Here is a 26,844-nt window from a genome sequence, read left to right as displayed (position 1 = left end):
CTGCCGGACCGTGTCCTACCCGCGCGAACGTGGGAAAACCCGTGTCGCGCGGGAGGTTCGCGGCGTTCGTTCGGCCCACCCGGGCTATTGAAGCTTAGGCATGCCTAAGCTAACATCCGACCGCGGAAGCGGTGCGGGCAGGTCCCGTGCCGACGCCGATCAGGACGGGAGCCCACGTGAGCGAGGACCGGCGCGTACGCAGGCGTGAACTGCTGCGCAGGATGCTGGCCGACGCCGAACTCGGCGACGGGTCCGCGAGCGCGGGGTCCGGCCCCGGGTCCGCGGACGCGGATGACGCGCGCGGGGGATCCGCGTCGCGGGGCGCGGGATCGGAGGATTTCGCGCGGGAGGGTTCCGCACCGGGGCACTCGCGGCCGGAGGGCTCCGATGCCGGGGGCTTCGGACGGAAGGGTTCCGATGGTGAGGGCTCCGGTGTCGAGGGTTCCGGTGCCACGGGCTCCGCGCTGGGGACGGCGTCCGCCGCCTCGCCGCCGTCCTCGGCTCCGCTCTCGTCCGCCCAGCGCCGGATGTGGACCCTCCAGCGCCTGGACCCCCAGGGCACGGCCTACACGCTCTGCGCCGCCGTCGGACTGTCCGGCCCCCTCGACACCGACGCCTTCCTCTCCGCCGTGTCCACCGCCTGCGCGCGGCACGAGATCCTGCGCACCGTCTACCCGGACGCCGCCGCCCAGATCGTCCGTCCGGACCTGGCTCCCGCCCCGGAACTCATCGACCTCCCCGGCGCCTCCGCCCCCGACAGGGCCGTCGCCGACCTCGCCGCCGACCTGGGCGCCCGCCCCTTCGACCTGGCCGCCGAGGCCCCGATCCGGCTGCGCCTGCTCCGCTTCGCCCCCGACGAGCACGCCCTGCTCCTCGTCGTCCACCACATCGCCTGGGACGACGCCAGTTGGCGGGTGCTCCTCACCGACATCGCCGACGCCTACGCCGGTCAGGACACGGCGCCGCCCGCCCTGCGCTACGCGGACCACGCGGCGGCCGAGGCGCACCGGCCCCCGCCCGCGCTCGACTACTGGCGGGACCGGCTCACCCCGGTGCCCGAGCCCCTCCGCCTGCCCCTGAGCGGGCGTGCCGGAACCGGAGAGCGGGGCGCGCGACGCACCCGGGTGCTGCCCGCCGACGTCGCCGCACGCCTCACGCGGGCCGCCCGCGCAGCCGCCGTCACCCCGTTCATGCTGCTCACCGCCGCCACGGCCGCGGTCCTGTACCGCTACACGGGCGCGGACGACATCGCTCTGGGCACCCCCGTGGTGGACCGCTCCGACCCCCGGACCGCGGACGTCGTCGGCAACTTCGGCAACACGCTCGTCCTGCGCTGCGCGGTGGACGGCACCCGCGGGTTCGCCGACCTGCTGGCCCACGTGCGCCAGGTGTGCACGGGCGCCTACGCCCACGCCGACGCCCCCTTCGACCGCCTGGTCGGGGAACTGGCCCCCGACCGTACGGCCGACCGGTCCGCGCTCTTCGATGTGCTGTTCTCCCTGCGCACCGACGTGCTGGAGGGGTTCGAGCTCCCCGGGGTCCGCGCGCGCGACATCCCGGTCCACAACGGCACCGCCCAGTTCGACCTCGCCCTGGCCGCCGTCCTCACCGCCGACGGCCTCACTCTGGAGGCCACCCATCGCACGCCCGCGCTGGCCGCCGAGACCGCCGACGCGCTGCTGCGCCACACCGACCGGCTGCTGCGGGCCGTGCTGGCCGACCCGGAACTCCCGTTGGACCGGGTCGACATCCTCGGCGACGACGAGCGCGATCGCGTCCTGCGCCGGTGGAACGACACCGGGGCGCACGTCCCCGCCACCACGCTCCCCGCGCTGCTGGCCGACCAGGTGGAACGCACGCCCGACGCCGTCGCGGTCGTCCACGAGGGACGGCGCCTGACCTACGCCGAGTTCGACGAGCGCACCGACCGCCTCGCCGCGGTGCTGCGCGCCCTGGGGGTCGGGCCCGAGCGGACCGTCGCCCTGCTCCTGCCCCGCTCGGTGGAGCTGGTCACCGCGATCTGGGCGGTCCTCAAGGCGGGGGGCGCGTACCTGCCGGTCGACCCCGGCTACCCGGCCGACCGGATCGCCTTCATGATCGACGACGCCGCTCCCCAGACCGTGCTCACCTTCGGCGACCTCGCCGACCTGCTGCCCGAGCGGGCCCCGCGCCTGCTCCTGGACTCGCTCGACCGGACGCCCGCCGCTCCGGCCGAGCCCGCTCCGGCCGCAGACTCCGCGGCCGAACTCTCCGGGGCCGAGCCCGCTCCGGTCGAGATCGACCCCCTGCACCCGGCCTACGTCATCTACACCTCCGGCTCCACCGGTCGCCCGAAGGGCGTGGTGGTGCCGCACGCCGGGATCGTCAACCGGCTGCTGTGGATGCAGGACGCCTACGGGCTCACCCCGGGCGAACCGGTCCTGCAGAAGACCCCGTCCAGCTTCGACGTGTCGGTGTGGGAGTTCTGCTGGCCGCTGCTCACCGGGGCGACCCTGGTCGTGGCCCGGCCCGACGGGCATCGCGACCCCGCCTACCTGGCCGAACTCATCCGCGCGGAGGGCGTCACCACCGTCCACTTCGTGCCCTCGATGCTGCGTGCCTTCCTCGCCGACCCCACGGTCCCCGAACGCTGCGCGGGACTGCGCCGGGTGCTGTGCAGCGGAGAGGCGCTGCCCGCCGACCTGGCGGCGTCCTTCCACCGGCTGCTGCCCACGGTGGAGCTGCACAACCTGTACGGCCCGACCGAGGCGTCGGTCGACGTCTCCGCCCAGATGAGCACGCCCGACCAGGGCACGCCGACCGTCCCCATCGGCCGCCCGGTGTGGAACACCGCCCTGTACGTGCTGGACCGGAACCTGGCCCCCGTACCGCCCGGGGCGCCCGGTGAGCTCTACATCGCCGGGGCCCAGCTGGCGCGCGCCTACCTGGGCCGACCGGACCTGACCGCCCAGCGGTTCGTCGCCGACCCGTACGGGCCGCCCGGCGCGCGCATGTACCGCACCGGCGACATCGCGCGGTTCGACCACGCCGGAGCCCTGGAGTACCTGGGCCGCGCCGACGACCAGGTCAAACTGCGCGGGCTGCGGATCGAACTCGGCGAGATCGAGGCGGTGCTGAGCGCCCAGCCGGGCGTGAGGGGCGCCGCCGTCGCGGTGCGCGACGACCGGCTCGTGGGCTACCTGGCCGGCGGAGACGAGGACCAGGTGCGCGAGGGCGCGGCCGCGGCCCTGCCCGACTACATGGTGCCCGGAGTGTTCCACCCGGTCGACGAGCTTCCCCTGAGCCCCAGCGGCAAGCTGGACCGGGGGCGCCTGGCCACGGATCCGGCGTTCGCGCCGGTCACGGCGGCACGCTCCGGCCGGGAGCCCCGCACGGACCGCGAACGGCTGCTGTGCTCGCTGTTCGCCGAGGTGCTGCGACTGCCCGAGGTGAGCGCCGACGACCGGTTCTTCGGGCTCGGCGGCGACAGCGTGCAGGCCATCACCCTGGTCGGCCGGGCCCGCTCGCGCGGGCTGGAGTTCACCCCGCGCGAGGTGTTCGAGCAGCAGACCCCGGCCGGGCTGGCGGCGCTCGCGCGCTCGGCCGACACCGCCGCGGGGCACGCGGTGGACGGCGTGGGACCGGTACCGCCCACGCCCATCGCGGAGTGGCTGCGCGAGCGCAGCGCGCCGGGCGGGCACCGCGGATTCGGTCAGACCGTGGTCGTCCAGGTGCCCGCGGGGGTGCGGGAGGCCGACCTCGCCCGCGCCGTCCAGGCGGTGCTGGACCACCACGACGCGCTGCGCGCCAGGCTCGTGCGCGACGGCGGCCCGTGGTGGCTGGACGTGCCCGCGCCGGGCGCGGTGCGGGCGGAGGACGTGCTGGTCAGCGCCCGGGTGGACGCCGGGGCGCTCGACACCGCCGTCGAGGAGCACCGGGCCGCCGCCGAGGCCGCGCTCGACCCGGACGCGGGGGCGACGGTGCGCCTGCGCCGGCTCGACGCGGGGCCGGACCGGCCCGGGCGCCTGGTGTGCACGGCGCACCACCTGGTCGTGGACGCCGTGTCGTGGCGGATCCTGCTGGGTGACCTGGCCGCCGCCCACGCGGCGGTGGCGGCGGGGGAGGAACCGGTGCTCGACCCGGTGCCGACCTCGCTGCGCGGCCACGCCCAACGCCTCGCCGACCGGGCCGCCCGACTGCCCCGGACCACACGTCCCGCCGAACTCACCGGTCCCGCCGAGCTCACCACCACCCTCGATCCCTCTGACACCACGGGTGCCGGGGCGCGGACGGGTCGGCTGCCGCTCGTGCGGCCACTCGACCCCCAGGCCGACACCGCCGCGACCACCCTCCGGCTGGGCCGCGCACTCGACGCCGAGCGGACCCGGGCCCTGCTCGGCGACGTCCCCGGCGCCTTCCGCACCGGCACCGAGGAGGTCCTCCTCACCGCCCTCGTCCTGGCCGCCGCCGAACTGCGCCGCGCCAAGGGCGGGCACGGCACCGCCCTGGCCGTCCACCTGGAGGGCCACGGCCGTGACGGCGACGACGACCTCACCCGGACCGTCGGCTGGTTCACCCGCCTCTTCCCGGTCCTCCTCGACCCCGGACTCGTCGACGTGGCCGACGCCCTCGACGGCGGGCCCTCCGCCGGACGGGCGCTGCGCCGGGTCAAGGAGGCCCTCGCGGCCGCGCGGCGCAGCGCCGCCGACCACGGTCTGCGCCGCTACCTGCTCGGCGAGGACACCGGCCCCGCTCCCGAGGTCGCCTTCAACTACCTGGGCCGGTTCACCGGCACCGGCGGCGACTGGCAGCCCGTGAGCCTGCACGCGGGCAGCGACCCCGAACTGCCCCGCGCCCACGCCCTCGAACTCGACGCCGTCGTCCTGGACCACCCGGACGGCCCCCGGCTCACGGCCGACTGGTCCTGGCCCGAGGGAGTCCTCCCCGAGGACGACGTCCGCCTGTTCGCCGACACCTGGGTCCGGGCCCTGGACGCCCTGGCCGAACACGCCGCCCGCGGCCCCGCCCGGCTCACCCCCAGTGACGTCCCGCTCAGCGGTCTGAACCAGGCCGCCATCGACACCCTGACCGCCGACGACCCCGGCCTCCAGGACGTCCTGCCCCTCACTCCGCTCGCCGAAGGCCTGCTCTACCACGCGGCCCAGCCCGGCGCCGACCCCTACGTCGTCCAGTTCACCGTCGACCTGGACGGCACCGTCGACGAGGGCGCGCTGCGCTCCGCCGTCCGACACCTCCTGCTGCGCCACCCCGTGCTGCGCACCGCGTTCCGCACCACCCCCGACGGCCGCCCCGTCGCGGTCGTCACCGACGCCGTCGGCGACCCCCTGCGCGTGGTCGCCACCCACGACCCCGCCGCCGTGGAACGCGCCGAACGCGACCGCCCGTTCGATGTCGCCGCCGCGCCCCTGCTGCGCCTGCACCTGCTGCGCGGGCCCGTCACCCGGCTCGTCCTCACCTGCCACCACCTGATCCTCGACGGCTGGTCGCTGGCCCTGCTCCTGCGCGAACTGCTCGCCCTGTACGCCGGAGCCGACCTGGCGCCCGCCCCCGACCACCGCGCCCATCCGACCTGGCTCGCCGCCCGCGACGCGCCCGCGGCCCGCCGCGCCTGGGAGCGGGCCCTGGACGGGGCCGCTCCCACCCTGATCGCACCCGTCGACGCCACCGCGCCCCCCGTCCGGACCACCGTCGAGCTGCCCGGCGCCGAGGACCTGGCTGCGCTGTGCGCCCGACGCGGCTGGACCCTCACCACCCTCCTCCAGGGCGCGTGGGGCCTGCTGCTGGCCGGTCGCACCGGCCGCGACGACGTCGTCTTCGGCACCGCCGTCTCCGGCCGACCCGCCGACCTGCCCGGCGCGGAGTCCATGATCGGGCTGTTCACCAACACCGTCCCGGTGCGGGTCCGCGTGCGGCCCGGCGAGAGCGCGGCCGAGCTCCTGGACCGGCTCCAGGCGGAACAGGCCGCCCTCCTCGACCACCAGCACCTCGGTCTGGCCGAGCTCCAGCGCGGGCACGGCACGCTCTTCGACACCCTGCTCGTCGTCGAGAACTACCCCGACGTGCCCCTGGACGCCGGCCCCGGCCTGCGCGTCCTGGGCACCGACGGCCGCGACGCCACCCACTACCCGCTCGGGCTCACCGTGATCCCGCGCGGCGGCCGGCTCACCGTGTCGGTCGACCACCGCGCGCCCGCCTTCGACGACGAGGCCGCGCGTACCGTCCTGGACCGGTTCGCCGCCCTGATCGCGGCCATCGCCGAGGACGCCGACCGCCGGGCCGGGGACCTGGACCCCTGGACCGACGAGAGCCGCGCGGCGGTGCCGGTCGGGGAGCGCACCGAGTCAGGGCCCGTGGGACCGGACGGCGCGTCCGCGCGCGACCCCCGCGAGGCCGTCGTCCGCGAACTGTTCGCCGACGTGCTCGGCGTCGATCTGGCCGACGTCGGCCCCGACGACGACTTCTTCACGCTGGGGGGCCACTCCCTGCTGGGCATCCGACTGGCCGCCCGCCTGCGGTCCGTGCTCGCCGCGGACCTGCCCGTGGCCGCCGTCCTGGCCGCCCGCACGCCGGCCCGGATCGCCGCCGCACTCGGCGGACCGGCGGACGCGCACCCCGAACCGGAGGCGGCCGACCGCGGGGAGACCGAACCCCTGTCGTTCGCCCAGGAGCGGCTGTGGTTCCTGCACCGACTCGAAGGCCCCTCGCCCGCCTACAACATCGCGGTGGCCCGTCACCTGGCCGGGCCGCTGGACACCGGGGCGCTGGACGCCGCGCTGGCCGACACCGTCGAGCGCCACGAGTCGCTGCGCACCGTGTTCCCGGAGGTCGACGGCACACCCGTCCAGGTCCTGCGGCCGGGCGCCGACACCGGCCTGGACGTGCGGTCGAGCACGGCCGACACCGTGGACGCCGACCTGACCGCAGCGGCACGGTACCCGTTCGTCCTGGCCGCCGAGACACCCCTGCGCGCCACCCTGTTCCGCCTCGGTGAGCACGAGCACGTCCTGCTGCTGACCGTCCACCACATCGCCGCCGACGGCTGGTCCCTGGGCCCGCTCCTGCGCGACCTCGCCCGTGCCTACGCCGCCCGGCGGGCCGGGCGTCCACCGGAGTGGGAGCCGCTGCCGCTGCGCACCACCGACCACGCCCGGTGGCAGCGCGAGGTCCTGGCCGAGGGCGAGCGGACGGAGTTCTGGCGGTCGGCGCTCAAGGGACTGCCCGAGGAGACGCCGCTGCCGCTGGACCGGCCGCGCCCCCGGGAGTCCCGCTACGACGGAGGGCTCGTGCCCTTCGCCGTCGACGACCGGCTGGCCTCGGGCGTGCGCGCGGCCGCCGCCGCGCTCGGGGCCAGTCCCTTCATGGTCTGGCAGGCCGCCCTGGCCGCGCTGCTCACCCGGGCGGGCGCGGGCACCGACATCCCGGTCGGCACCCCGGTGGCCGGCCGGCTCGACACCCGCCTGGACGACGTGGTGGGCCTGTTCGTCAACACACTCGTGCTGCGGACCGACACCTCCGGCGACCCGGCCTTCCGGGAACTGCTGGACCGGGTCCGCCGCACCGCACTGGCCGCCTACGAGCACCAGGAGGTGCCGTTCGAGCGCGTCGTGGACGCCGTCGACCCGGCCCGCTCCACCGGCCGCAACCCCCTGTTCCAGGTCATGCTCGCCTACCAGAACACCGGCGCGGCCGAGTTGGACCTGCCCGGCGTGCGGTCGTCCATGCGGGTGGTGCGCACCGGTGTCGCGCAGGTCGACCTGACCTTCACGGTGGTGGACGGCGCCGACGGGATGGCCGGTTTCGTGGAGTACCGCGGCGACCTGTTCGACCGGGCGACGGTCGAGGCGCTGGCGGCGGGCCTGACCCGGCTGGTGGAGTCGGTGCTCGCCGACGTGGACGCACCGCTGTCCGCCCTCGACGACCACGGGCTGCCCCGGTGCCGCCCGGTCCCGGAGCCGCACCGCGGGCCGGATGCGGATCGGGCGACGGGAGCGGAGCAGAAGTCGTCTCCGCACCTCGACCCTGACCTTGACCTGGACCGGGCGGTGGATTCGACTCGGGCTGCGGACCTGGAGCCCGAACCCGAGCTGACCGCTTCCCCCGAACCGGCTCCGCGATCGGCGGGCGACCGGCTGCGCGCGGTGTTCGCCGACGTCCTCGGTCTGGCGGAGGTCGGGCCGGACGAGGGGTTCTTCGCGCTCGGCGGGGACAGCATCGGCGTGATCCGGATGGTCGGCGCCGCCCGTTCGGCCGGACTGCGCATCGACCCCGCGCAGGTCTTCGAGCACCAGACCCCCGCGCGGCTCGCCGCGGTCGCCGTCCCGGTCACCGGGGCCGGCGCCGCCGCCGAACCGCAGGACGCCGCGTTCGGCACGGTGCCCGAGACGCCCGCCCTGGCGTGGCTGCGCGAGCGCGCCGCGGGGAACCCGGACGCGGTCCGGGAGTTCGCCCAGACCCTCGTGGTCCGGGTGCCCGAGGACGTCGACCGCCGACGGCTCACGCTGGCCCTCCAGGCGGTGCTCGACCGGCACGACGCGCTGCGCGCCCGACTGGAGCCCGGCTCCGAGTGGACGCTGCACGTCGGCCCGCCCGGATCCGTGGCCGCCTCCGCCTGCCTGCGCCGGGTCCCGCTCGACCACGCGTGCGCCGGTGACCGGGAGCCGTCGGTGTCCGGCCACCCGAATCCGGGCGCCGTGCCGAGCCGCCCGGGCTCGGGCCTCACCGGAGGACCGGCGACCGAACCGGGCGGCTCGCGGGTCGACCCGTGGGACCCGGACCGCGTCGCCGCCGAGGCGGACCGCGCCCGCGGCGAACTCGACCCCGAACGCGGTCACGTCTTCCGCGCCGTGTGGCTCGATCCCGGGCTCCTCGTCCTCACCGCCCACCACCTGGCCGTCGACGCCGTCTCCTGGCGGGCCGTCCTGTCCGACCTGCGTGCCGCCTGGGACGACGGCGCCACCGCACCCCGCCGCGGCACCTCCCTGCGGGGCTGGGCGCGGACCCTGCGCGAACGCGCCGACGGCCCGGCCGTGCTCGCGCACCTCCCGCTCTGGCGGGCGGCCGCCGCCGACCCCGCGCCCCTGCGGTTGATCCGAGAGGTGGACCCCGCACGCGACAGCGCCGCCACCGCGCGAGGCCTCACCCTGCCCGCCCGCGACGCCGACGCCCTGCGGCGCACGGCCGAGCTGGTCAACGGCCGGCTGGACGACGTCCTGCTGACCGCGCTGGCCCTCGCCGTCCGCGACCGGGCGCACGGCCGCGGCGGCGTCCTGCTCGACCTGGAGGGCCACGGCCGCGACGGCGACGCCGACCTGTCGGCGACCGTCGGCTGGTTCACCAGCTTCACCCCCGTCCGGCTCGACCCGGGCACCGCCGATCCGACACGGGCGCTCAAGGCCGTCAAGGAGCAGCTGCGTGCCCTGCCCGAGGACCGGCACGCCCACTCCCTCCTGCGCCGCCACGCGCCCGACGACCCCCTGCGGCCCCGGATCTGCTTCAACCACCTGGGCCGGCTGGACACGGGCACGGACCCGTGGACGGTCGCCGAGCACACCGTGTCGATCGACGGCACCGGGCCTTCCCTCCCCGCCCGGTACGCCCTGGATGTCGACGCGGTCACCCGCCCCAGGCCCGGCGGCGCGCCCGGCGCGCCCGACGGCGGGACCAGTGGGGCCGGTGGTCCCGGCGAGGACCTCACGCTCACGCTGCGCTGGCCCGTCGGGGTCCTGGCCGCCGCCGAGGCGCGTGCCCTCGCCGACGCCCTCGGCGCCGGCCTCGACGCCCTGGCCGCGGCGGGACAGCGCCCCGACACGGGCGGACACACACCATCCGACCTCGCCCTGGTCAGCCTCGACCAGGACGAGATCGACGAGTTCGAAGCCGAATGGAGCCATCGTTGACCAGGACCGGACTCGACGACATCTGGCCGCTCGCCCCCCTCGCCGAGGGCCTGCTCTTCCAGGCCGAGTCGGCGGACGTGGACGTGTACACCGTGCAGCAGGTGCTGGAGGTGGAGGGCGACCTCGACACCGCACGCCTGCGCCGCGCGGGTACCGCCCTGGTGCGGCGCCACCCCGTCCTGCGCTCGTGTTACCGGCGCCGGAAGAACGGCACGGCCGTCGCGCTGATCCCCACCGCAGCGGAGCCCGCCTGGGAGGAGGCCGACCTGTCCGCCGACTCCGACCCGGAGGACGCGGCCCGGCGGTGGGCCGAGGCGGAACGGTCACACCGGTTCGACCTCGCCGAGCCGGGGCTGATCCGGTTCGCCGTCCTGCGCCTGGGCGCGGGGCGGCACCGGCTCGTGCTCACCCACCACCACATCCTGCTCGACGGCTGGTCGCTGCCGGTGCTGGTCACGGACCTGTTCGCGCTCTACGAGGCGGAGGGCGGCGGGGCGGAGCCGCCGCCCGCGACGCCCTACCGCGACCACCTGGCGTGGCTCGCCGGCCGCGACCGTCCGGCCGCCGAGGCCGCCTGGACCCGAGCCCTGACCGGGCTGTCGGACCCCACCATGGTCGCGCCCGGCACCTCCGGGACGGGACTTCCCGACCACGCCACCATCGCCCTGACCAGTGCGGAGACCGCCGCCCTGGACCGGTGCGCCCGGGACCTGGGCGTCACCGTCAACACCATCGTCCAACTCGCCTGGGGCACGCTGCTCTCCCGCGTGCTCGGCCGCACCGACGTCGTCTTCGGCACCACCGTCTCCGGACGCCCCCCGGAACTGCCCGGCGTCGAGTCGATGGTGGGCCTGTTCATCAACACCGTCCCGGTCCGTGTCCGCCTCGACCCCGCTCGGACCGTCGCCCAGACGCTCACCCGGCTGCGCGAGGAACAGGCCGCCCTCCTGCCCCACCAGCACCTCGGGCTCGCCGACATCCAGCGGGCGGCGGGCGGCGGCGACCTGTTCGACACGCTCGCCGTGTACGAGAACTACCCCTTCGACCCCGACCGCGCCCTCGAACCGGCCCCCGGCCTGCGGCTCACGCCCGTCGCCTCCACCGACGCCACCCACTACCCCCTGGCGCTGACCGCCCTGCCCGGCCAGACACCCGGCGCGCCCCTCACCCTGCGCCTGTCCCACCGGACCGACGCCATCGCCCCCGCGCACGCGCGGCGCCTGCTCGACGCCGTCGCCCACCTGCTCCGGCAGATCCCCGACGACCCGCAGCGGCCCGTCTGGCGGCTGACCCTGCTCGACGACCGCGGCACCGAACAAGCGATACGGGAACGGAACGCCACCGGCACCTACCCCCGCACCACCCTGCCCGCCGAGTTCGCGCGCCGGGTGGCGGAGCGGCCCACCGCCGAGGCCGTGGTCTGCGAGGACGAATCACTCACCTACGAGCGCCTGGACGAGCGCACCGACCGCATCGCCGCCGCGCTCCAGCGCCGTGGCGTGGGCCCTGAGAGCGTGGTCGCGGTGGCCGTGCCGCGCGGGGTGGAGCTGGTGTGCGCCCTGGTCGGCGTGCTCAAGGCCGGTGGCGCCTACCTCGCCCTGGACCCCGACCACCCCGACGAGCGCCTCGCGTACATGGTCGGCGACGCCGCTCCCGGCTGCGCCCTCACCACCCCCGACCTGGCCGAGCGCCTCGCCGGACCCCTCGACGGCGTGCCCCGGGTCCTGCTGGGCGAGGAAGAGGAGGACAGCGGACGAAGGCCGGCCGTTGAGGGTGGCAGCCCCCCTTTTCGCGCGGCGTCCCCGGGGCGATGGCGGGCGACGGGCGGGCAGGGCAGCGGCCGGAGGCCGGCCGTTGAGGGTGGTAGCCCCACTCCTCGCGCAGCGTCCCCGGGGCGATGGCGGGCGACGGGTCGGGACGGTGAGGACCCGCCCCGGCCCGTGGACCTGCGTCCCGAACACCCCGCCTACGTCATCTACACCTCCGGCTCCACCGGCCGCCCCAAGGGCGTCGTGGTCCCGCACGCCGGGGTCGCCAAACTCGTCGCCACGCACACCGAACGCCTGCTCGTCACCCCCGAGAGCCGGGTCAGCCAGTTCGCCTCCCCCGGCTTCGACGTCGCCTGGTGGGAACTGGTCCAGGTGCTGTGCACCGGCGGCACGCTCGTCGTCGTGCCCGCGCACCGCCGCGTCGCCGGCACCGCCCTCACCGACTACCTGCGCGACCAGCGCGTCACCCACGCCATCCTGCCGCCCGCGCTGCTCGCCGCCCTGCCCGAGGAGGCCCGCCTGCCCGAGGGGATCTGCCTCCTGGCGGGCACCGAGGAGGTCACCCCCGCGCTGGTCGACCGCTACGCGCCCGGCCGCCGCATGTTCAACGCCTACGGGCCCACCGAGGTCAGCGTGAACTCCACGCTCGGCGCCTGCCGCCCCGGGATGAGCGCGCCGGTCCCGATCGGCCCGCCCGACCCCGGGACCCGCGCCTACGTCCTGGACGGCGGACTCAACCCCGTGCCGACCGGCGTCGTGGGCGAGCTCTACCTCGCCGGGGACGGCCTCGCACGCGGCTACCGCGGCCGGGCCGGCCTCACCGCCGAGCGCTTCGTCGCCGATCCCTTCGGGCCGCCCGGCACCCGCATGTACCGCACCGGCGACCTCGTGCGCTGGAACGACGACGAGGCACTGGAGTTCGTCGGCCGCGCCGACGACCAGGTCAAGATCCGCGGCTTCCGGGTCGAACCGGGCGAGATCTCCGCCGCCCTGCTGCGCCGCCCCGAGGTCGCCGCCGCCGTGGTCGCCGTCCACGAGGAGGCGCCCGGGCAGCGGTCCCTGGCCGCCTACCTCGTCGCCGCGGCCGGGCACACCCTCGACCCGGACCGGCTGCGCCGCGCCCTGGCCGCCGAACTGCCCGCCGCGTTCGTCCCCGCGGCCTTCGTGGAACTCGACGCGATCCCGGTCCTGCCCAGCGGCAAACTCGACCGCTCGGCCCTGCCCGCGCCCGACACCGCCGCCCGCGCCGGCGGACGCGGTCCCCGCGACCCCCGCGAGGAACTGCTGTGCCAGGTGTTCGCCGAGGTATTGTCGGTGCCCACCGTCGGCATCGACGACGACTTCTTCGGCCTGGGCGGCCACTCGCTCCTCGTGCCCCGGCTCACCGGCCGGATCCGCGCCGTGCTCGGCGCCGACCTGCCCCTGCGCACGGTCTTCGAGGCGCCCACCGTCGCCGAGCTCGCGGCCCGCGTGGACGGCGCGCGCGTCCCCGTCCCCCTGGTCCGCCGCGATCGGCCCGCCGAGCTGCCGCTGTCGTTCGCCCAGCAGCGGCTCTGGTTCCTCCACCGGATGGACGGGCCCAACCCCTCCTACAACATCCCGTTCTCCGTGCGCCTGACCGGCCGCCTCGACACCGCCGCCCTGTCCGCCGCCCTCGGCGACCTGGTCGCACGGCACGAGAGCCTGCGCACCCTCTTCCCCGACGAGGACGGCACGCCCCGCCAGGTGATCGTGCCCGACCCGGCCGTCCCGTTCACCGTCGTCGACACCGCCCCCGACGAGCTGCCGGGTCCGCTGTCCGAGGCGGCCCGGTACGCGTTCCGGCTCGAGGACGAGATCCCCGTGCGCGCCACCCTGTTCCGGCTCGGCGAGGACGAGCACGTCCTGCTCGTCCTGGTGCACCACATCGCCGCCGACGGAGCCTCGGTCCTGCCGCTCCTGGCCGACCTGGACCTCGCCTACCGGGCCCGGCTGTCCGGCCGCGCGCCCGACCGGGAGCCGGTGGCCGTGCAGTACGCCGACTACGCCCTCTGGCAGCGCGAACTCCTGAACGAGACCCCCGGCGGCCCGCTCGCCGAACAGGTCGGCTTCTGGTCCCGGGCCCTGGCCGGCCTGCCGGACGAACTCCCGCTGCCCACCGACCGGCCCCGCCCCGCCGTCGCCGGCCGCGCCGCGGGGGAGGTTCGGCTGCGCATCGACCCCGAGACCCACCGGGCACTGCGCGGCCTGGCCCGCTCCACCGACACCAGCCTGTTCATGGTCTTCCAGGCCGCCCTGGCCGCGCTGCTCACCCGGCTCGGCGCGGGCACGGACATCCCCCTGGGCGCCCCCGTGGCCGGTCGCGGCGACGACGCCCTGGAGGACCTGGTCGGCTTCTTCGTCAACACCCTCGTGCTGCGCACCGACACCTCCGGCGACCCCGGTTTCCGCGAACTGCTCCGCCGGGTCCGCGACTTCGACCTGGCCGCCTACGCCCACCAGGACGTCCCCTTCGAGCGGCTGGTCGAGGAGCTCAACCCGCCGCGCTCACTGGCCCGGCACCCCCTCTTCCAGGTGATGCTCGCCTACCAGTCCATGCCCGAGGGCGTCCTCGCCCTGGGCGACCTGGAGGTGCGGCCCGCGGACGCCTCCACCGGGGAGGCCAAGTTCGACCTCTCCCTGGACCTGACCGCCGCGGACAGCGCCGACGGGGTGGACGGCGTGCTGCGCTACCGCGCCGACCTGTTCGACCCGGCCACGGCCGAGGCCGTCGCCGACCGCTACTCCCGCCTGCTCCGCGCGGTCCTGACCGACCCCGACCGGCCCATCGGCACGCTCGACCTGCTGGAGGCCGCCGAGGCCGACGCGGTCCGCGACGCCTGGCACGGGCCCGACCTGCCCGTTCCACGCGCCCGCACCCTGCCCGCGCTGTTCGCCGCGCAGGCCGCCCGCACCCCCGACGCCACCGCGGTGGTGTGCGCGGCCACCCGGTACACGTTCGCCGAACTCGACGCCCGCGCCAACCGGCTCGCCCACGAACTGCGCCGACGCGGCGCGCGCCCCGAACGGATTGTCGCCCTCCAGCTGCCCCGTTCCGCCGAGACGCTCGTGGCGATCCTCGCCGTCCTCAAGTCCGGCGCCGCCTACCTGCCCATCGACCCGGAGTACCCGGCCGAGCGGCGGTCGATGATCGTCGCCGACGCCGAACCGGTGCTCGTGGTCACCACCTCCGAGCAGGCCCCGTGCGGCAACGCCGACCTGCTGTACCTGGACCGCACGGACCTGTCGGCCGACTCCGCGCTGCCCGCGACCCCGCCCGTGGCGGGTCCGGCCGAGCACCACCCGGCCTACGTCATCTACACGTCCGGGTCCACCGGGACGCCCAAGGGCGTGGTGGTCGAGCACCGCAGCGTGGTCAACCTGTTCACCTCGCACCGCGAGACCCTGTACCGCCCGACCGCGGCGCGCGCGGGCGGCAGGGCGCTGCGGGTCGCGCACGCCTGGTCCTTCGCCTTCGACGCCTCCTGGCAGCCGCAGCTGTGGATGTTCGACGGGCACGAACTGCACATCGCCACCGAGGACGACCAGCGCGACCCCGACGCCCTGGTGGCGCTGATCGAGCGGGAGGGCATCGACTTCATCGAGGTCACGCCCTCGCACGCCATGCACCTGGCCGCCGCCCGTCTCGTGCGCGGCGGCCGCAGCCCGCTGCTGGTGCTGGGCGTGGGCGGCGAGGCCGTGCCGCCGTCGCTGTGGCAGGAGATCCGTGAGCTGGAGTCCACCGAGGGCTTCAACCTGTACGGGCCCACCGAGGCCACCGTGGACGCGCTGTCCGCGCGGATCGGTGGCACCGCGCGCCCCCAGATCGGCCGGCCCACCGCCAACACGCGCGCCTACGTCCTGGACGGCGGGCTGGCCCCCGTGCCGAGCGGGGTGGTCGGCGAGCTGTACCTGGCCGGCGACGGTCTGGCGCGCGGATACCTCGGCCGGGCGGCGCTGACCGCCGAGCGGTTCGTCGCCGACCCCTTCGGGCCGCCCGGGACCCGCATGTACCGCACCGGTGACCTGGCCCGGCTGCTGCCCGGCGGCGGCGTCGACTACGTGGGCCGGGCCGACGACCAGGTGAAGGTGCGCGGTTTCCGGATCGAACTCGGCGAGGTCACCGCCGCCCTGTCGCGGCTGCCGGGGGTGGCCGTGGCCGCCGCCGACGTGCGGGAGGACCCCGCGGGGCGCCGCTCACTGGTCGGCTACGTCGTCGCCGAGCGCGCCGACGCCGAGCGCGCCGACGCCGAGCGCGCCGACGCCGAGCGCGCCGACGCCGAGCGCGGTGGGGACGAGCGCGGCGGGGGAGAGCAGGGTGGTGGCGGGCGCGGCCCCGACGTCCGTACCGACGTCGACCCGGCCGTCCTGCGCGCCCGGCTCCTGGAAGTGCTGCCGGTGTCCATGGTGCCCGGCGCGTTCGTCGAACTCGACGCCCTGCCCCTCACCGCGCACGGCAAGCTCGACCGCGCCGCACTGCCGGACCCCGTACCCGTCCCAGACCACCGCCCGCCCGGCACCCCGCTGGAGGAGCTCATGTGCCGGGTGCACGCCGACGCCCTCGGTGTGCCCTCCGTCGGCGCCGACGACGACTTCTTCGCCCGCGGCGGCCACTCGCTGATACTCGTGCGGCTGCGGGCCCGCATCGAGAAGGAGACCGGCGCGCGCCTGCCCATCGCCGACCTGTTCACCCACACCACCCCGGCCGAGCTCGCCGAGCGTGTGGCCGCCGACCCCGGAAGGACCCTGTGATGACCAACCCGTTCGAGGACGAGGACGGCCTCTACCTGGTGCTCGTCAACGACGAGGGCCAGCACTCGCTGTGGCCCGCCATCATCGAGGTGCCCGCCGGCTGGCGGGTCGCCCATGACCGCGACACCCGCCAGGGCTGCCTGGAACACATCGAGCGCACCTGGACCGACCTGCGTCCGGTGAGCGTGCGGGAGGCCGGATGAGGTCCCCCTACCCGGTCGCCGAGCACGACCCCGAGCACCGGTACGACCCCTTCCCGCTCACCGACCAGCAACAGGCCTACCTGCTCGGGCGCACCGGCGCGTTCGAGCTGGGCAACGTGTCCACGCACGCGTACTACGAGTACGAGGGCGAACTCGACACCGACCGCTTCACCCTGGCCTGGCGCCGGGCGATCGAGCGGCACGACGCCCTGCGCACGGTGATCCTGCCCGACACCGGTGAGCAGGTCGTGCTCCCGGACCCGGGCGAGTTCACGCCGGAGGTCGTCGACCTGCGCGGCGCCGACCCCGAACCGGAGCTGCGCCGCGTGCGCGAGCGGCTCTCCCACCAGGTCCGACCGGCCGGGGAGTGGCCGCTGTTCTCGGTGGTCGTGAGCCTGCTGGACGAGGGGCGCAGCCGTGTGCACGTCAGCTTCGACGCACTGATCCTGGACTACCTCAGCTGGCAGCTGCTCATCGCCGACCTGACCCGCTTCTACCGCGATCCCGACCTGCCGGTCGATCCCCTCCCGATCACCTATCGGGACTACGTGCTGGCCGAGACCGCCATCACCGGTACCGACCGGTATCGGCGGGCCGAGGAGTACTGGCGGGGCCGGACCGCCGCGCTGCCGCCGGCCCCCCGGCTGCCGCTGGCCGCCGACCCCGCCACGGTGGGCGTTCCACGCTGGTCCAGCCGTCTGGCGACCCTGCCCGACGAGCGCTGGCGGTCGGTCAAGGCCACCGCCGCGGCCCACGGGCTCACCGCCTCCACGGTGTGCCTGACCGCCTTCGCCGAGGTGCTCGCCGCGTGGAGCGAGTCGGGCCACTTCGCCCTCAACGTGCCCCGGATGAACCGGTTCCCGCTGCACCCCGACGCGGGCGCGCTGCTCGGCGAGTTCGCCTCCTTCTCGCTGTTGGAGGTGGACCACCGCGACCCCGACGTGCCGTTCGCCGAGCGGGCCAAGCGGTTGCAGCGGACCTTCTGGACCGACCTGCAGCACCAGGAGTACCCGGGTGTGCGTGCGCTGCGCGACGTCGCGCGTGCCACCGGAGGGGGACGCCGGGCGCTCATGCCGGTGGTCCTGACCAGCACCATCGGGTTCACGCCGGGGGAGGAGCCGCTGCTGGGGCACACCCTGCCCCGGGTGTTCGCGGTGACGCAGACCCCGCAGGTGTACCTGGACACGCAGATCGAGGAGTCCCCGGCCGGGCTGGTGTACAACCTGGACTCGGTGGACGCGCTGCTGCCCCCGGAGACGGCCGACGCGCTGTGCGCGGACCTGGGCCGGATCCTGGACCGGCTCGCCGACCCCGAGGCCTGGAACGCCCCCGAACTCCTCCGGGACGCCGAAGGGACCGTGGGGGCCGGAGGGACCGCGGGGGCCGAGGGCCTCCGCGGTCCGGTGGCGCCGATCCCCGACGACCTGGTGCACGACGCCTTCGTCCGCCGGGCCCGCGCGCACCCCGACCGGGCCGCCGTCATCGCACCCGACCGCACACTCACCTACGGCGAGCTGTACGGGCTCGCCGCGCGGGTGGCCGTGTGGCTGCGCGCGGGGGGCGCCCGTCCCGGGGGCCCCGTCGCCGTCCTGCTCGACAAGGGCTGGGAACAGGTGGTGGCCGCCTACGGTGTGCTCCTCGCCGGGTGCCCGTACCTGCCGTTGGACGCCGCAGCGCCCCCGGCCCGGATCCACGCCCTCCTCGACCAGGCGGGGACCGAATCCGTCCTGGACGCCGACACGCTCGCCAAGGCCCTCACCCTCCCCGAGCAGGAGCCGCCGCCCGCGACCGCAGGGCCCGGCGACCTGGCCTACGTCCTGTTCACGTCGGGCTCGACCGGCCGGCCCAAGGGCGTGATGGTGGAGCACCGCGGGATGGTCAACGCGCTGGAGGCCACCCGTGCGGAGTTCGGCGTCGGACCGGACGACACGTGCCTGGCGGTCACGGCGCTGCACCACGACATGTCGGCGTTCGACCTGTTCGGGGTGCTGGGCGCGGGCGGGACCGTCGTCGTTCCGGCGGCCGACCGCGCGCGCGACGCCGATCACTGGGCCGAGCTGGCCGACGCACACGGCGTCACCCTGTGGAACTCGGTCCCGGCGATGATGGAGATGCTGCTGGCCGCCGGACCGGCGCCGCGCTCGCTGCGCACGGTCTTCCTCGGCGGCGACTGGGTGCCGCCCCGGCTGGCCGCCGACCTGATCGACCAGGTGCCGGGGATCGACGTCGTCAGCGTCGGCGGACCCACCGAGACCACCCTGTGGAACATCTGGCACCGGGTCGTCCCGGCCGACCTCGACCGCGCCACCATCCCCTATGGCCGACCGATCGCCAACACCGCCTACCACGTCCTCGACGAGCGTGGCCGGGAGCGGCCCCCGGGCGTGGTCGGCGAACTGTGCTGTGCCGGGCCGGGTGTGGCCCGGGGCTACTGGGACGACCCCGAACGCACCGACGCCGCCTTCACCGAGCGCGCGGGTGAGCGGATCTACCGCACCGGCGACCTGGGCCGGGTCCTGACCGACGGCACGATCGAGTTCGTCGGACGCGCGGACGCCCAGGTCAAGGTGCGGGGGATGCGGATCGAACCGGGGGAGGTGGAGGCCGCCCTGCGCGCTCGGCCGGGGGTGACCGCCGCGGCCGTGGTGGGCGTGCCGCGCGCCGACGGCCGTGGGCACCGGGCCATCGCCGCGCACGTCACGGGCGACGTCGATCCCGACGCCCTGCGGGACGCCCTCGCCGAGCGTCTGCCCGACCACCTCGTGCCCGCCTCCGTCACCGTGCTGGACGAGCTGCCGCTCACCGGCAACGGCAAGGTGGACCGCGCGGCGCTCGCGGCCCGCTCGGAGGCCGCGACCTCGACCTCGGCCGAGGATCGTGAGATCGAGGCACCGCGCACCCCGCTGGAGCAGACCATCGCGCAGATCTGGGCGGAGGTCGTCGGCCTGGACGCCGTCGGGGTGGACGAGGACTTCTTCACCGTCGGCGGCGACTCGGTCGCGGCCACCCGGGTGCTGGTGGAGCTGCGCGAGGCGCTGGACCGGCCGGGTCTGCCGCTGATGGCGCTGCTGTCCACGGGCACGGTCGCGGGGATGGCCGATGCCCTCCTGGCGCAGGACCCCCGGCTGGGTCGCGTCGCCGAGATGTACCAGCACGTCCTGGCGCTGTCCGACGACGAGCTGGAAGCGGGGTTGGCCGGATGAACCCGTGGTTGCGCCGACTCGACGCCCGGCCCCGGGCCGGCCGGATCCTGTTGTGCTTCCCGCACGCCGGGGGCGCGGCCAGCACCTACCGGGCCTGGCCCGCGCTGGTGCCCGGCGACGTCGAGACGTACGCCGTGCAGTACCCGGGGCGCGAGACGCGGGTGCGCGAGCCCCTGATCGACACCATGGACGCCCTGGTCAAGGAGGCCCTGGCGGCGATCGAGCCCGAGCTGGACCGGCCGGTGACGGTGTTCGGGCACAGCATGGGGGCGTCGGTCGCCCACGAGTTCACGCTCGGGCTGACCCGGCTGCGGCCGGGGCTGGTCGAGCGGCTCGTGGTGTCGGCCCGCCCGGGGCCGTTCGCCCAGCGGACGCCCGCCCGGCCCGTCCACGAGCGCGACGACGCGGGGGTGCGGGCGGCCCTGGTCGCGCTCGGCGGTGGCGGGCAGGAGGTCCTGGACCACCCGGAGCTGCGGGAGCTGCTGCTGCCGATGATCCGCAACGACTTCCGCCTCATCGAGCGCTACCGGCCGAGTGCCGGGGTGCTCGACGTCGACGTCCTCGCGTTCTCGGGCGACGCCGACCCGTCGATGCGCGCCGAGTTGATCGAGGCGTGGGAGGCGGCCACGACGGGGCGGTTCACCGGCCGCGTCCTGCCCGGAGGGCACTTCTACCTGCACGAACACCTGCCGGAGGTGGTCGCCGCGACCACCGAGCCGGTGACATCTGACCGCAGCACCCGAAACCGCAGCACCCGAGCCGAGGAGAACGCCATGCCCGATTCCGACGAGATCACCGCCGCTCTCAGCGTCGAGGGACTGCGTGCCTCGATCGCCGAGGTCCTCGGTGTCGACGCGTCCGAGGTCACCCCGGAGGCGGGGTTGTTCGAGCTGGGGCTGGACTCGATGCGGATGATGCAACTGTCGGTGCGCTGGCAGGCGCTGGGGCTGGAGGTGCCCTTCGCGGACCTGGCGGAGAAGCCGACCGTCGAGGCGTGGTCGGAGCTGCTCACCGCCTTGGCGGCCGAGCAGTCCTGAGCCCGGGGCTGGTCCCGCGTCTCTACCGGCGGTCCGCGCCCCTGGTCATGTCGAGCCAGGCGCGGACCGCCGCCGTCAGGTCCCCGAGGTCGTCGGGTGGCCGTGGTCCCGGCGTTGCCAGAAGGTCGCCCCCGCCCTCGGACGGCCGTGGGCGGGGCACCGGTAGCGGTCGGGCCTGGGGAAGTGGCGGCGGAAACGGCGGCATGTAGGGCCGCACGAGCGCGCCGGGATCCTCGTCGGATGCGGGGGCGAACCGCACTGGCGCTGTCGGTGCCTTTCGTGCGGCCGGCAGTCGGACCCGTTCGGGCGCCGGACCGAGCGCGGGACGCTGTCGCCGGGGCGTTCGGGGAACGAACACGTACGCCAGAGCCGCCGCGAGGACGGTGGCGGCCACGCGCCGGACCTGCTCGGCCAGACTTCGGCTCGGCCTGCGGTGCCGCCCGCTAGGCTGGTTCATCGATGGCCTCCTGGTTGCTTCAGGTGGTCGTCAGGCCCCGGCTCGGTGACTCCACTCACCGGACGGGGCGTCTTCGTTCCTGCTGCTCAGGCGGGTGTCGATGGCCCGGGGGCTGCGCTTCCCGCCTGGTGCTTCGTCGAGGGCTCAGACTTGGGCGAGGTCGTGATGGGGGTCGATCAGCGCCCACACGGTCAGAGGGCTGCCCGCGCAGCCGGTCCACCACCACTTCTCCGACAGCTCGTGCACCAGCTGTAGCCCGCGCCCGCCCGCGCAGAGATCGTCGGCCTGCTCGGGGATCCGGGGGAGACTCGTCGGTTGTCCGGTGCGCGGCCCGTCGTCGGTCACCGACACCAGCACGATCTGGCCGGGCAGAGTCTCCACGGTGACCCGAACCCGCCCGCACCGGTTGCCCGAGGCTGAGTGCCGAACGGCATTGGTCACCAGCTCGCTCACCACCAGCTCGACCGAGTCGGTGTGCCCACGCTCCAGTCCGGTCGCTACCCGGCTCCAGTCCCGGATGCGGCCAACCTGGTCGGGCCTGCCGTCGAAGTAGGCGGACGACACCCCCAGACGCCGGCTCCGCACGCGTACCGGCAACCCACCCACCACCCGCCGGTCCTCGTTCTGGCCACACCTCGGCCTCGGTATCTCGAACCCACCCATCACGAACCTCCTCGCCTCGTCCCTGGCAGCCGAGCCCACGTCCTCGTCACACAACGGGATCGCTTGAAAACCCAGTGTGCATTGCTCCGCTCAAGAAGACAAGTTGCTTTACGAAGTTCCTTTTTGAAGTTCCCTTCGCAAGTGCCGTGACCGTGCTGTGGCATCCTGAGCCCATGAACACCAAGGCCTCCCGCCCCACAGCGCCGACGGTCGCGCGATGGATACTGGCCAGGGAACTCCGGCGTCTGCGGGGCGACCGCCCCTTCAACGAGGTCGTCAAGCTCGCGCGGACGCAGGCCTCATCCCTGTCCCGGTGGGAGTCAGGGAAGGCCGATGGGCAGGTGCCCGGTGTGCACAGCCTCGAACGGCTGCTCGCTCAGTACGAGGTCGGGCCGGACGAAGTCGCCCGCATCATGGAGCTTCGGGAGATCGCCCGAACCGCTGGGTGGTGGCAGGGGCACGATGTGGACAAGCACTACGGCACCTACATCGGCCTTGAGGAGGCCGCGTCCGAGATCTCAACGTTCGAGACCCAGATCGTCCCCGGCTTGTTCCAGACGGAGGACTACGCCCGTGCGGTCATTCGGGCGGTGCACGCGGTGAATCACACGCCCACGGCCGACATCGAGGACAGGGTGCAGGTCCGTATGCGTCGCCAGGCAGCCTGGGAGGAACGCGGGGCGCCGCACGTGTGGGCGATCATCGGAGAGGCGGCCATTCGCCAGCAGGCCGGGGGCGTGCCCACCATGCGTGGACAGTTGCAGCGCCTTCTGGAACTGAGCGATATGCAGGAGCGGGTCACCCTTCAGGTGCTCCCGTTCACCGCCGGCAGCCATAGCGCCATGGAGATGGCCTGCTTCACCGTCCTCGACGTCACGGACGCGGGCCTTGCATCCGTGAACATCGAAGGCCCGACCGCAAATCTCTTCTTGGACTCCCCATCGGACGTCGCGCACTACCGAAGAATCTTCGAGCACCTGCGCAAGGCCGCTTTGAACACGCCTGACAGCCAAGCCCTCATAGCCCGATTGAAGAAAGGTTTCGAATGACGGACAACATGGAGTTCCGCAAGTCCTCCTACAGCGGCGGATCCGGCAACTGCGTCGAAGTCGCGGACCTGCCCGGCGAAGCCGCCGTAAGAGACACGCAGAACCGCGACCTCGGCTACCTCGCCTACCCGAACGGTGAGTGGGCAGCACTCCTCGCCACACTCAAGCCGTGACTCACGGAGAGCGAGCGAAGCAGCATCGGAGCATGGATTTGTATAGGGCTTGACCTCATGGCCGCAGATCGGAAGAGAGAACCCCCATGGACATCAGCGCAGCGCGGTGGCGGAAGTCCAGCTATAGCAACCCCGATGGACCGCAGTGCGTGGAAGTTGCCGACCTGGAGGCTGAGGTCGCCGTGAGGGACACACAGAACCGTGGGCTCGGGCACATTGACTACCCCAGAACCGAATGGGCGGCCCTCCTCGCTGCGCTAAGGCCGTAGGTCACCGAGCTTCTGTTGAAGCAGTGGCCTGGTGCTGGAAGAAACCGAAGAGGTGTTCCTCGGGAGCCCGTGGGCTAGGATCGCGAACCGATGAGCCGGTGCGCTTCATCCGTCCGCTCCTGAGAGAGGGGCAGTAGACCCCCTTGGAGAAGGAGATCGGGAATGACCGAGCCGCGCATCCACGTCTTTATCACCTGGCACAAGAGCAGCTACAGCACCAACGGTGGCGACTGCGTGGAGGTCGCTGAACTGAGGGCCGAGACCGCTGTGCGCGACACACAGCACCGCGACCTCGGCCACCTGGCCTACCCGAACTCTGAGTGGACGGCACTCCTCCTCGCGCTCAAGCCGTGAGCCGCTGAGGGACTCCGCGCACCTTCCTGATGGGCGGGAGCGTCATTTGGCCAACCCAAGCTGCTCACGAGATCAGGAGGACGTGTCATGGGCACGATGTCTACGGAGCCTGAAGGCGGGCCCGGGGTCGGACGTGATCTCACCGGGCACTTGTTGGTTCCAGCAAGCTGCGTCGAACGCTATGAGCGGCTTCTCGAAGAGCATGAGGACGCCGACGCTGTGCGCGTCTCCGCCGAAGTCAAAGCGGGGCGTGAGCAGGTATTCACCCACGAAGACGTTTGGAGAGACGAAGGGTAAGTCTTCGCTGCGCCCTGAATGGTCGTCGCGTCCATGCGTCCCCGGCAGGGCGACCGAGCCAGCGACTTCAGCGGCACGCTGTGCCGATCAGGGTTCCCACATGGTCGGGCTCCGGGGCGGTCTCAACCCACACCTTCACGTCTGCAAAGCCGTGGCCTGTCAGGATCTCAGCCCACACCTCCGGTTCGTAGGCCCAGCGGTACACCCACACCTGGCGCCCATTGAACCCTCCCCCGTACACGCCCTGCACACCGTAGGATCCGGGGACCGCGGGGGCGTGGGAGAAAACGAACCGGCCACCGGATTCCAGGCGGTTGTACACCAGAGGGAACAACACCTGGGGGTCGGTGAACCACGCCGCCCCCCAGATCGAGTAGATCGCCTCCCACCGCCGGTCGGTACCGCCCAGGAACTCGGTCACGTCCGCGTGGTGGAACTCTGCGCCCAGGTGCTCCCACCGCTCCCCCGCGGCGCGCACCGCCGCAGGTGACACGTCCACCCCCGCGGCCTTCACCCCGTGGGAGTCCAGCGCGGCGACCGTGTTGCCCCGCCCGAATCCCAGCTCCAGGGTTGTGGAGGGTTCACCGAGGAGTTCGAGGCCGGGCCCGTGTTCGGGGAATTGGGTCCACTCCAGGGCCGGGACTTCCTCCGACTCCTGCGGGGGAATGCCCTGGTTGTATCGGTCCCAATAGCTGGAGACGTCCGTGGTCGGGTTGACCATGATCGTGGTCCTTGCGGCTTCGGGTGACAGGACCCCCACCACGGTAGCCACGTCACGACTGGGACGTCAGGGGAACCGCGAATGAGGCCGACACTTCCGCAGTGTGGCCTTCCCAGGCTCTGGCCGGACCGTCAGTTGTGGCCCGCCGGATGACCAGCACGGGTCTCATCTCGGCGACAACACTGGCGAAGCGCAGGTCGAAGCCTTTCGGCCTGGCTACGGTCGCTGCGTCACCCGCGCACATCCCCACGGGCAGCCCGCTCCTCTCCGTGGTCACCCCCTTGATGAGGAGCCCCGTGAACAAGACCTCCTGGATCGTCACCGCAGCGGCAGCCGCCATGGCCCTGATGGTGGGTTTTGGCGCCGGCTGGTTCGGTAATCAGGCCTACCTGCGGGCCCAGCTCAGCAGCGCGTTCGAGGACCTCAACACGGACATGGCAGACGTCGCCCCCGACGTACCCGAGGACATGGAAGCGATGGAGGAGTACGAAGAGGACTCGGACGTCATCGTCTCGGACAACCTTCCGGACCCGGTGGCAATGGGTGAGACCGCCTCTGACGGGATCTGGGACATCACTGTGACGGGTGTGGAGCGTGCGGACCAGGTCAACGGTTCCTACTCCAATGCCGTCGCTTCGGACGGCTGGGAGTTCGTCATCCTCGATGTGGAACTGGTCAACGCCTCCAACGGCCCGCAGACCCCTGAGATCGACGGCTCCGAGATCATGGACGCTGAGGGCAACCGGTATGCGTACCACTCGGATGCCGCGTTCGCTCTTGATGATGACGACGCCATGTACTCCGAGGTCAACCCGAACGGGACGGCGACCCTGCGTATCCCGTTCGAGGTGGAACCGGGCATCGAGGTGGCCACGGTGCTGCTGTCGGGCACATGGGATTCCCCGCAGGTCGCCGTGTCCGAGATCAATGAGGGCTGACCAGCAACGATGTGCCTCGCTGCTGGTTCCTGGCCGTGGTCCCTTCGGCGTTCTTGACTCTGACACCGTGTCAGTCCCTTCACTAGAGACACCATGCTGACCATCGGAGAGTTCGCCAAGCACGGAGGGGTGTCGGTGCGCATGCTCCGGCACTACGACTCCATCGACCTGCTGCGTCCGGCCCACACCGACCCTTTCACCGGCTACCGCCGCTACGAAGCGGCCCAGCTCGCCCGGCTCAACCGCGTCATCGCGCTCAAGGACCTGGGGTTCACCCTGGAACAGGTCGGTGCGATCCTCAATGAGCGCCTCAGCGCCACCGAGATGCGCGGCATGCTGCGCCTGCGCCGCGCCGAACTGGCTCAAGTCGCTGTCGAGGTCGAAACACGCCTGGCCCGGGTCGAGGCGCGTCTCCGCGTCATCGAGAGTGAGGGAACCATGTCCACCGACGACATCGTCATCAAGCCCCTGCCACCGGTTCGCGTCGCCGAACTGACCGGCACCGCCGCCACCTTCGAGCCCCAAGACATCGGACCGGTCATCAGTCCCCTGTTCGAGGAGCTGTGCCGACTCCTGAGCGCCGCGGGCGTCGACCCGGTCGGTCCTGGCCTGGCCCGCTACGAGGACGTGCCCGACGGCGGCATCCTCGTCTACGCCGCGATGCCGGTGGCCGCCGGTGTGCACGAGGTCGAGGGGGCAGAGGTCGTGGAGGTGCCGGCCGTGGAGCGGGCCGCCACCATCGTGCACCGTGGCGCCATGTCCGAGGTCCTGCCCACCGCCCAGACCCTGGCCCGCTGGATCGAGGACAACGGCCACCGCGCCGACGGCTACACACGTGAGGTGACCCTGGCCGCTCCCGACGACCTGCCGGGTTGGGTGACCGAGATCCAGGCCCCGCTCGCCTGACCCGACGGCTCCATCCGTCTCGTGACGCTGAGGAACCAGCGGCACGTCCCGGATCGCCCTCGCCACCTCCGCGCATCAGCATCGCGCCCGCCTTCGTTTCGAGTCCGCCAGGACCGCGATGGGGGTGGGCGTGCTCTGT

The 26,844-nt window shown here is 73.9% G+C and carries 13 protein-coding genes; 11 read left to right on the top strand and 2 right to left on the bottom strand.

Translation table 11 applies throughout. From position 1 onward, the window contains the following. The first annotated feature begins 176 nt into the window (after positions 1-176). The 5 genes from DFP74_RS07795 to DFP74_RS07775 are packed head-to-tail and all read left to right on the top strand — an operon-like array spanning position 177 to position 20,878. Positions 177-9,896, top strand: coding sequence for a non-ribosomal peptide synthetase (locus DFP74_RS07795; protein WP_121181080.1), 9,720 nt, complete (start codon positions 177-179; stop codon positions 9,894-9,896). Then, positions 9,893-16,435: a non-ribosomal peptide synthetase gene (locus tag DFP74_RS07790; RefSeq protein ID WP_158612977.1), complete on the top strand. Its 6,543-nt coding sequence runs from the start codon at positions 9,893-9,895 to the stop codon at positions 16,433-16,435. Before DFP74_RS07795 ends, DFP74_RS07790 begins: the two co-directional genes overlap by 4 nt. Next, complete coding sequence (locus tag DFP74_RS07785; RefSeq protein WP_121181078.1) at positions 16,435-16,638, top strand: MbtH family protein; 204 nt, start codon at positions 16,435-16,437, stop codon at positions 16,636-16,638. Before DFP74_RS07790 ends, DFP74_RS07785 begins: the two co-directional genes overlap by 1 nt. Further along, positions 16,635-19,841 carry a non-ribosomal peptide synthetase gene (locus tag DFP74_RS07780; RefSeq protein WP_121181077.1) on the top strand — a complete coding sequence of 1,069 codons (3,207 nt, stop codon included), beginning with the start codon at positions 16,635-16,637 and terminating at the stop codon, positions 19,839-19,841. The genes DFP74_RS07785 and DFP74_RS07780 overlap by 4 nt, the downstream gene beginning before the upstream one ends. After that, a complete protein-coding gene (locus DFP74_RS07775; protein WP_121181076.1) occupies positions 19,838-20,878 on the top strand; it encodes an alpha/beta fold hydrolase in 1,041 nt (346 codons plus the stop codon). Before DFP74_RS07780 ends, DFP74_RS07775 begins: the two co-directional genes overlap by 4 nt. A gap of 601 nt (positions 20,879-21,479) precedes the next feature. Here the strand turns inward: DFP74_RS07775 and DFP74_RS07765 are convergent. Next, positions 21,480-21,941: an ATP-binding protein gene (locus DFP74_RS07765; protein WP_233571314.1), complete on the bottom strand. Its 462-nt coding sequence runs from the start codon at positions 21,939-21,941 to the stop codon at positions 21,480-21,482. A 230-nt stretch (positions 21,942-22,171) separates the two neighbouring features. Here DFP74_RS07765 and DFP74_RS07760 point away from each other — a divergent pair, with 230 nt between their 5' ends. From DFP74_RS07760 to DFP74_RS07745, 4 genes are all read left to right on the top strand, one after another. Continuing rightward, positions 22,172-23,047: a helix-turn-helix transcriptional regulator gene (locus tag DFP74_RS07760; protein WP_147453832.1), complete on the top strand. Its 876-nt coding sequence runs from the start codon at positions 22,172-22,174 to the stop codon at positions 23,045-23,047. Continuing rightward, positions 23,044-23,220, top strand: a complete 177-nt coding sequence (locus tag DFP74_RS07755; protein WP_121181073.1) for a DUF397 domain-containing protein — start codon at positions 23,044-23,046, stop codon at positions 23,218-23,220. Before DFP74_RS07760 ends, DFP74_RS07755 begins: the two co-directional genes overlap by 4 nt. An 86-nt stretch (positions 23,221-23,306) precedes the next feature. Continuing rightward, complete coding sequence (locus tag DFP74_RS07750; protein ID WP_121181072.1) at positions 23,307-23,489, top strand: DUF397 domain-containing protein; 183 nt, start codon at positions 23,307-23,309, stop codon at positions 23,487-23,489. Positions 23,490-23,651: 162 nt separating this feature from the next. Then, the gene (locus tag DFP74_RS07745; RefSeq protein ID WP_121181071.1) at positions 23,652-23,843 is read left to right on the top strand and encodes a DUF397 domain-containing protein; all 192 of its coding nucleotides are present in this window, start codon (positions 23,652-23,654) and stop codon (positions 23,841-23,843) included. A 364-nt stretch (positions 23,844-24,207) separates the two neighbouring features. Here DFP74_RS07745 and DFP74_RS07735 read toward each other — a convergent pair whose 3' ends face one another. Beyond that, the gene (locus DFP74_RS07735) at positions 24,208-24,861 is read right to left on the bottom strand and encodes a class I SAM-dependent methyltransferase (RefSeq protein ID WP_121181069.1); all 654 of its coding nucleotides are present in this window, start codon (positions 24,859-24,861) and stop codon (positions 24,208-24,210) included. Positions 24,862-25,157: 296 nt separating this feature from the next. Here DFP74_RS07735 and DFP74_RS07725 point away from each other — a divergent pair, with 296 nt between their 5' ends. Then, positions 25,158-25,799, top strand: a complete 642-nt coding sequence (locus tag DFP74_RS07725; protein WP_121181067.1) for a DUF4352 domain-containing protein — start codon at positions 25,158-25,160, stop codon at positions 25,797-25,799. Positions 25,800-25,892: 93 nt separating this feature from the next. Further along, a complete protein-coding gene (locus DFP74_RS07720) occupies positions 25,893-26,705 on the top strand; it encodes a MerR family transcriptional regulator (protein ID WP_121181066.1) in 813 nt (270 codons plus the stop codon). Positions 26,706-26,844: the final 139 nt, after the last annotated feature.

The organism is Nocardiopsis sp. Huas11 (assembly GCF_003634495.1).
GTDB lineage: Bacteria > Actinomycetota > Actinomycetes > Streptosporangiales > Streptosporangiaceae > Nocardiopsis.
Note: the sequence above shows the minus strand (reverse complement) of the source record. Positions and strands in the feature narration are given on the sequence as shown.

Excerpts from the sequence above, each read along its gene's own strand:
- DFP74_RS07785 (WP_121181078.1), top strand. The coding sequence starts at position 16,435 with ATGACCAACCCGTTCGAGGACGAGGACGGCCTCTACCTGGTGCTCGTC.
- DFP74_RS07780 (WP_121181077.1), top strand. The coding sequence starts at position 16,635 with ATGAGGTCCCCCTACCCGGTCGCCGAGCACGACCCCGAGCACCGGTAC.
- DFP74_RS07775 (WP_121181076.1), top strand. The coding sequence starts at position 19,838 with ATGAACCCGTGGTTGCGCCGACTCGACGCCCGGCCCCGGGCCGGCCGG.
- DFP74_RS07760 (WP_147453832.1), top strand. The coding sequence starts at position 22,172 with ATGAACACCAAGGCCTCCCGCCCCACAGCGCCGACGGTCGCGCGATGG.
- DFP74_RS07755 (WP_121181073.1), top strand. The coding sequence starts at position 23,044 with ATGACGGACAACATGGAGTTCCGCAAGTCCTCCTACAGCGGCGGATCC.
- DFP74_RS07750 (WP_121181072.1), top strand. The coding sequence starts at position 23,307 with ATGGACATCAGCGCAGCGCGGTGGCGGAAGTCCAGCTATAGCAACCCC.
- DFP74_RS07745 (WP_121181071.1), top strand. The coding sequence starts at position 23,652 with ATGACCGAGCCGCGCATCCACGTCTTTATCACCTGGCACAAGAGCAGC.
- DFP74_RS07735 (WP_121181069.1), bottom strand. The coding sequence starts at position 24,861 with ATGGTCAACCCGACCACGGACGTCTCCAGCTATTGGGACCGATACAAC.
- DFP74_RS07720 (WP_121181066.1), top strand. The coding sequence starts at position 25,893 with ATGCTGACCATCGGAGAGTTCGCCAAGCACGGAGGGGTGTCGGTGCGC.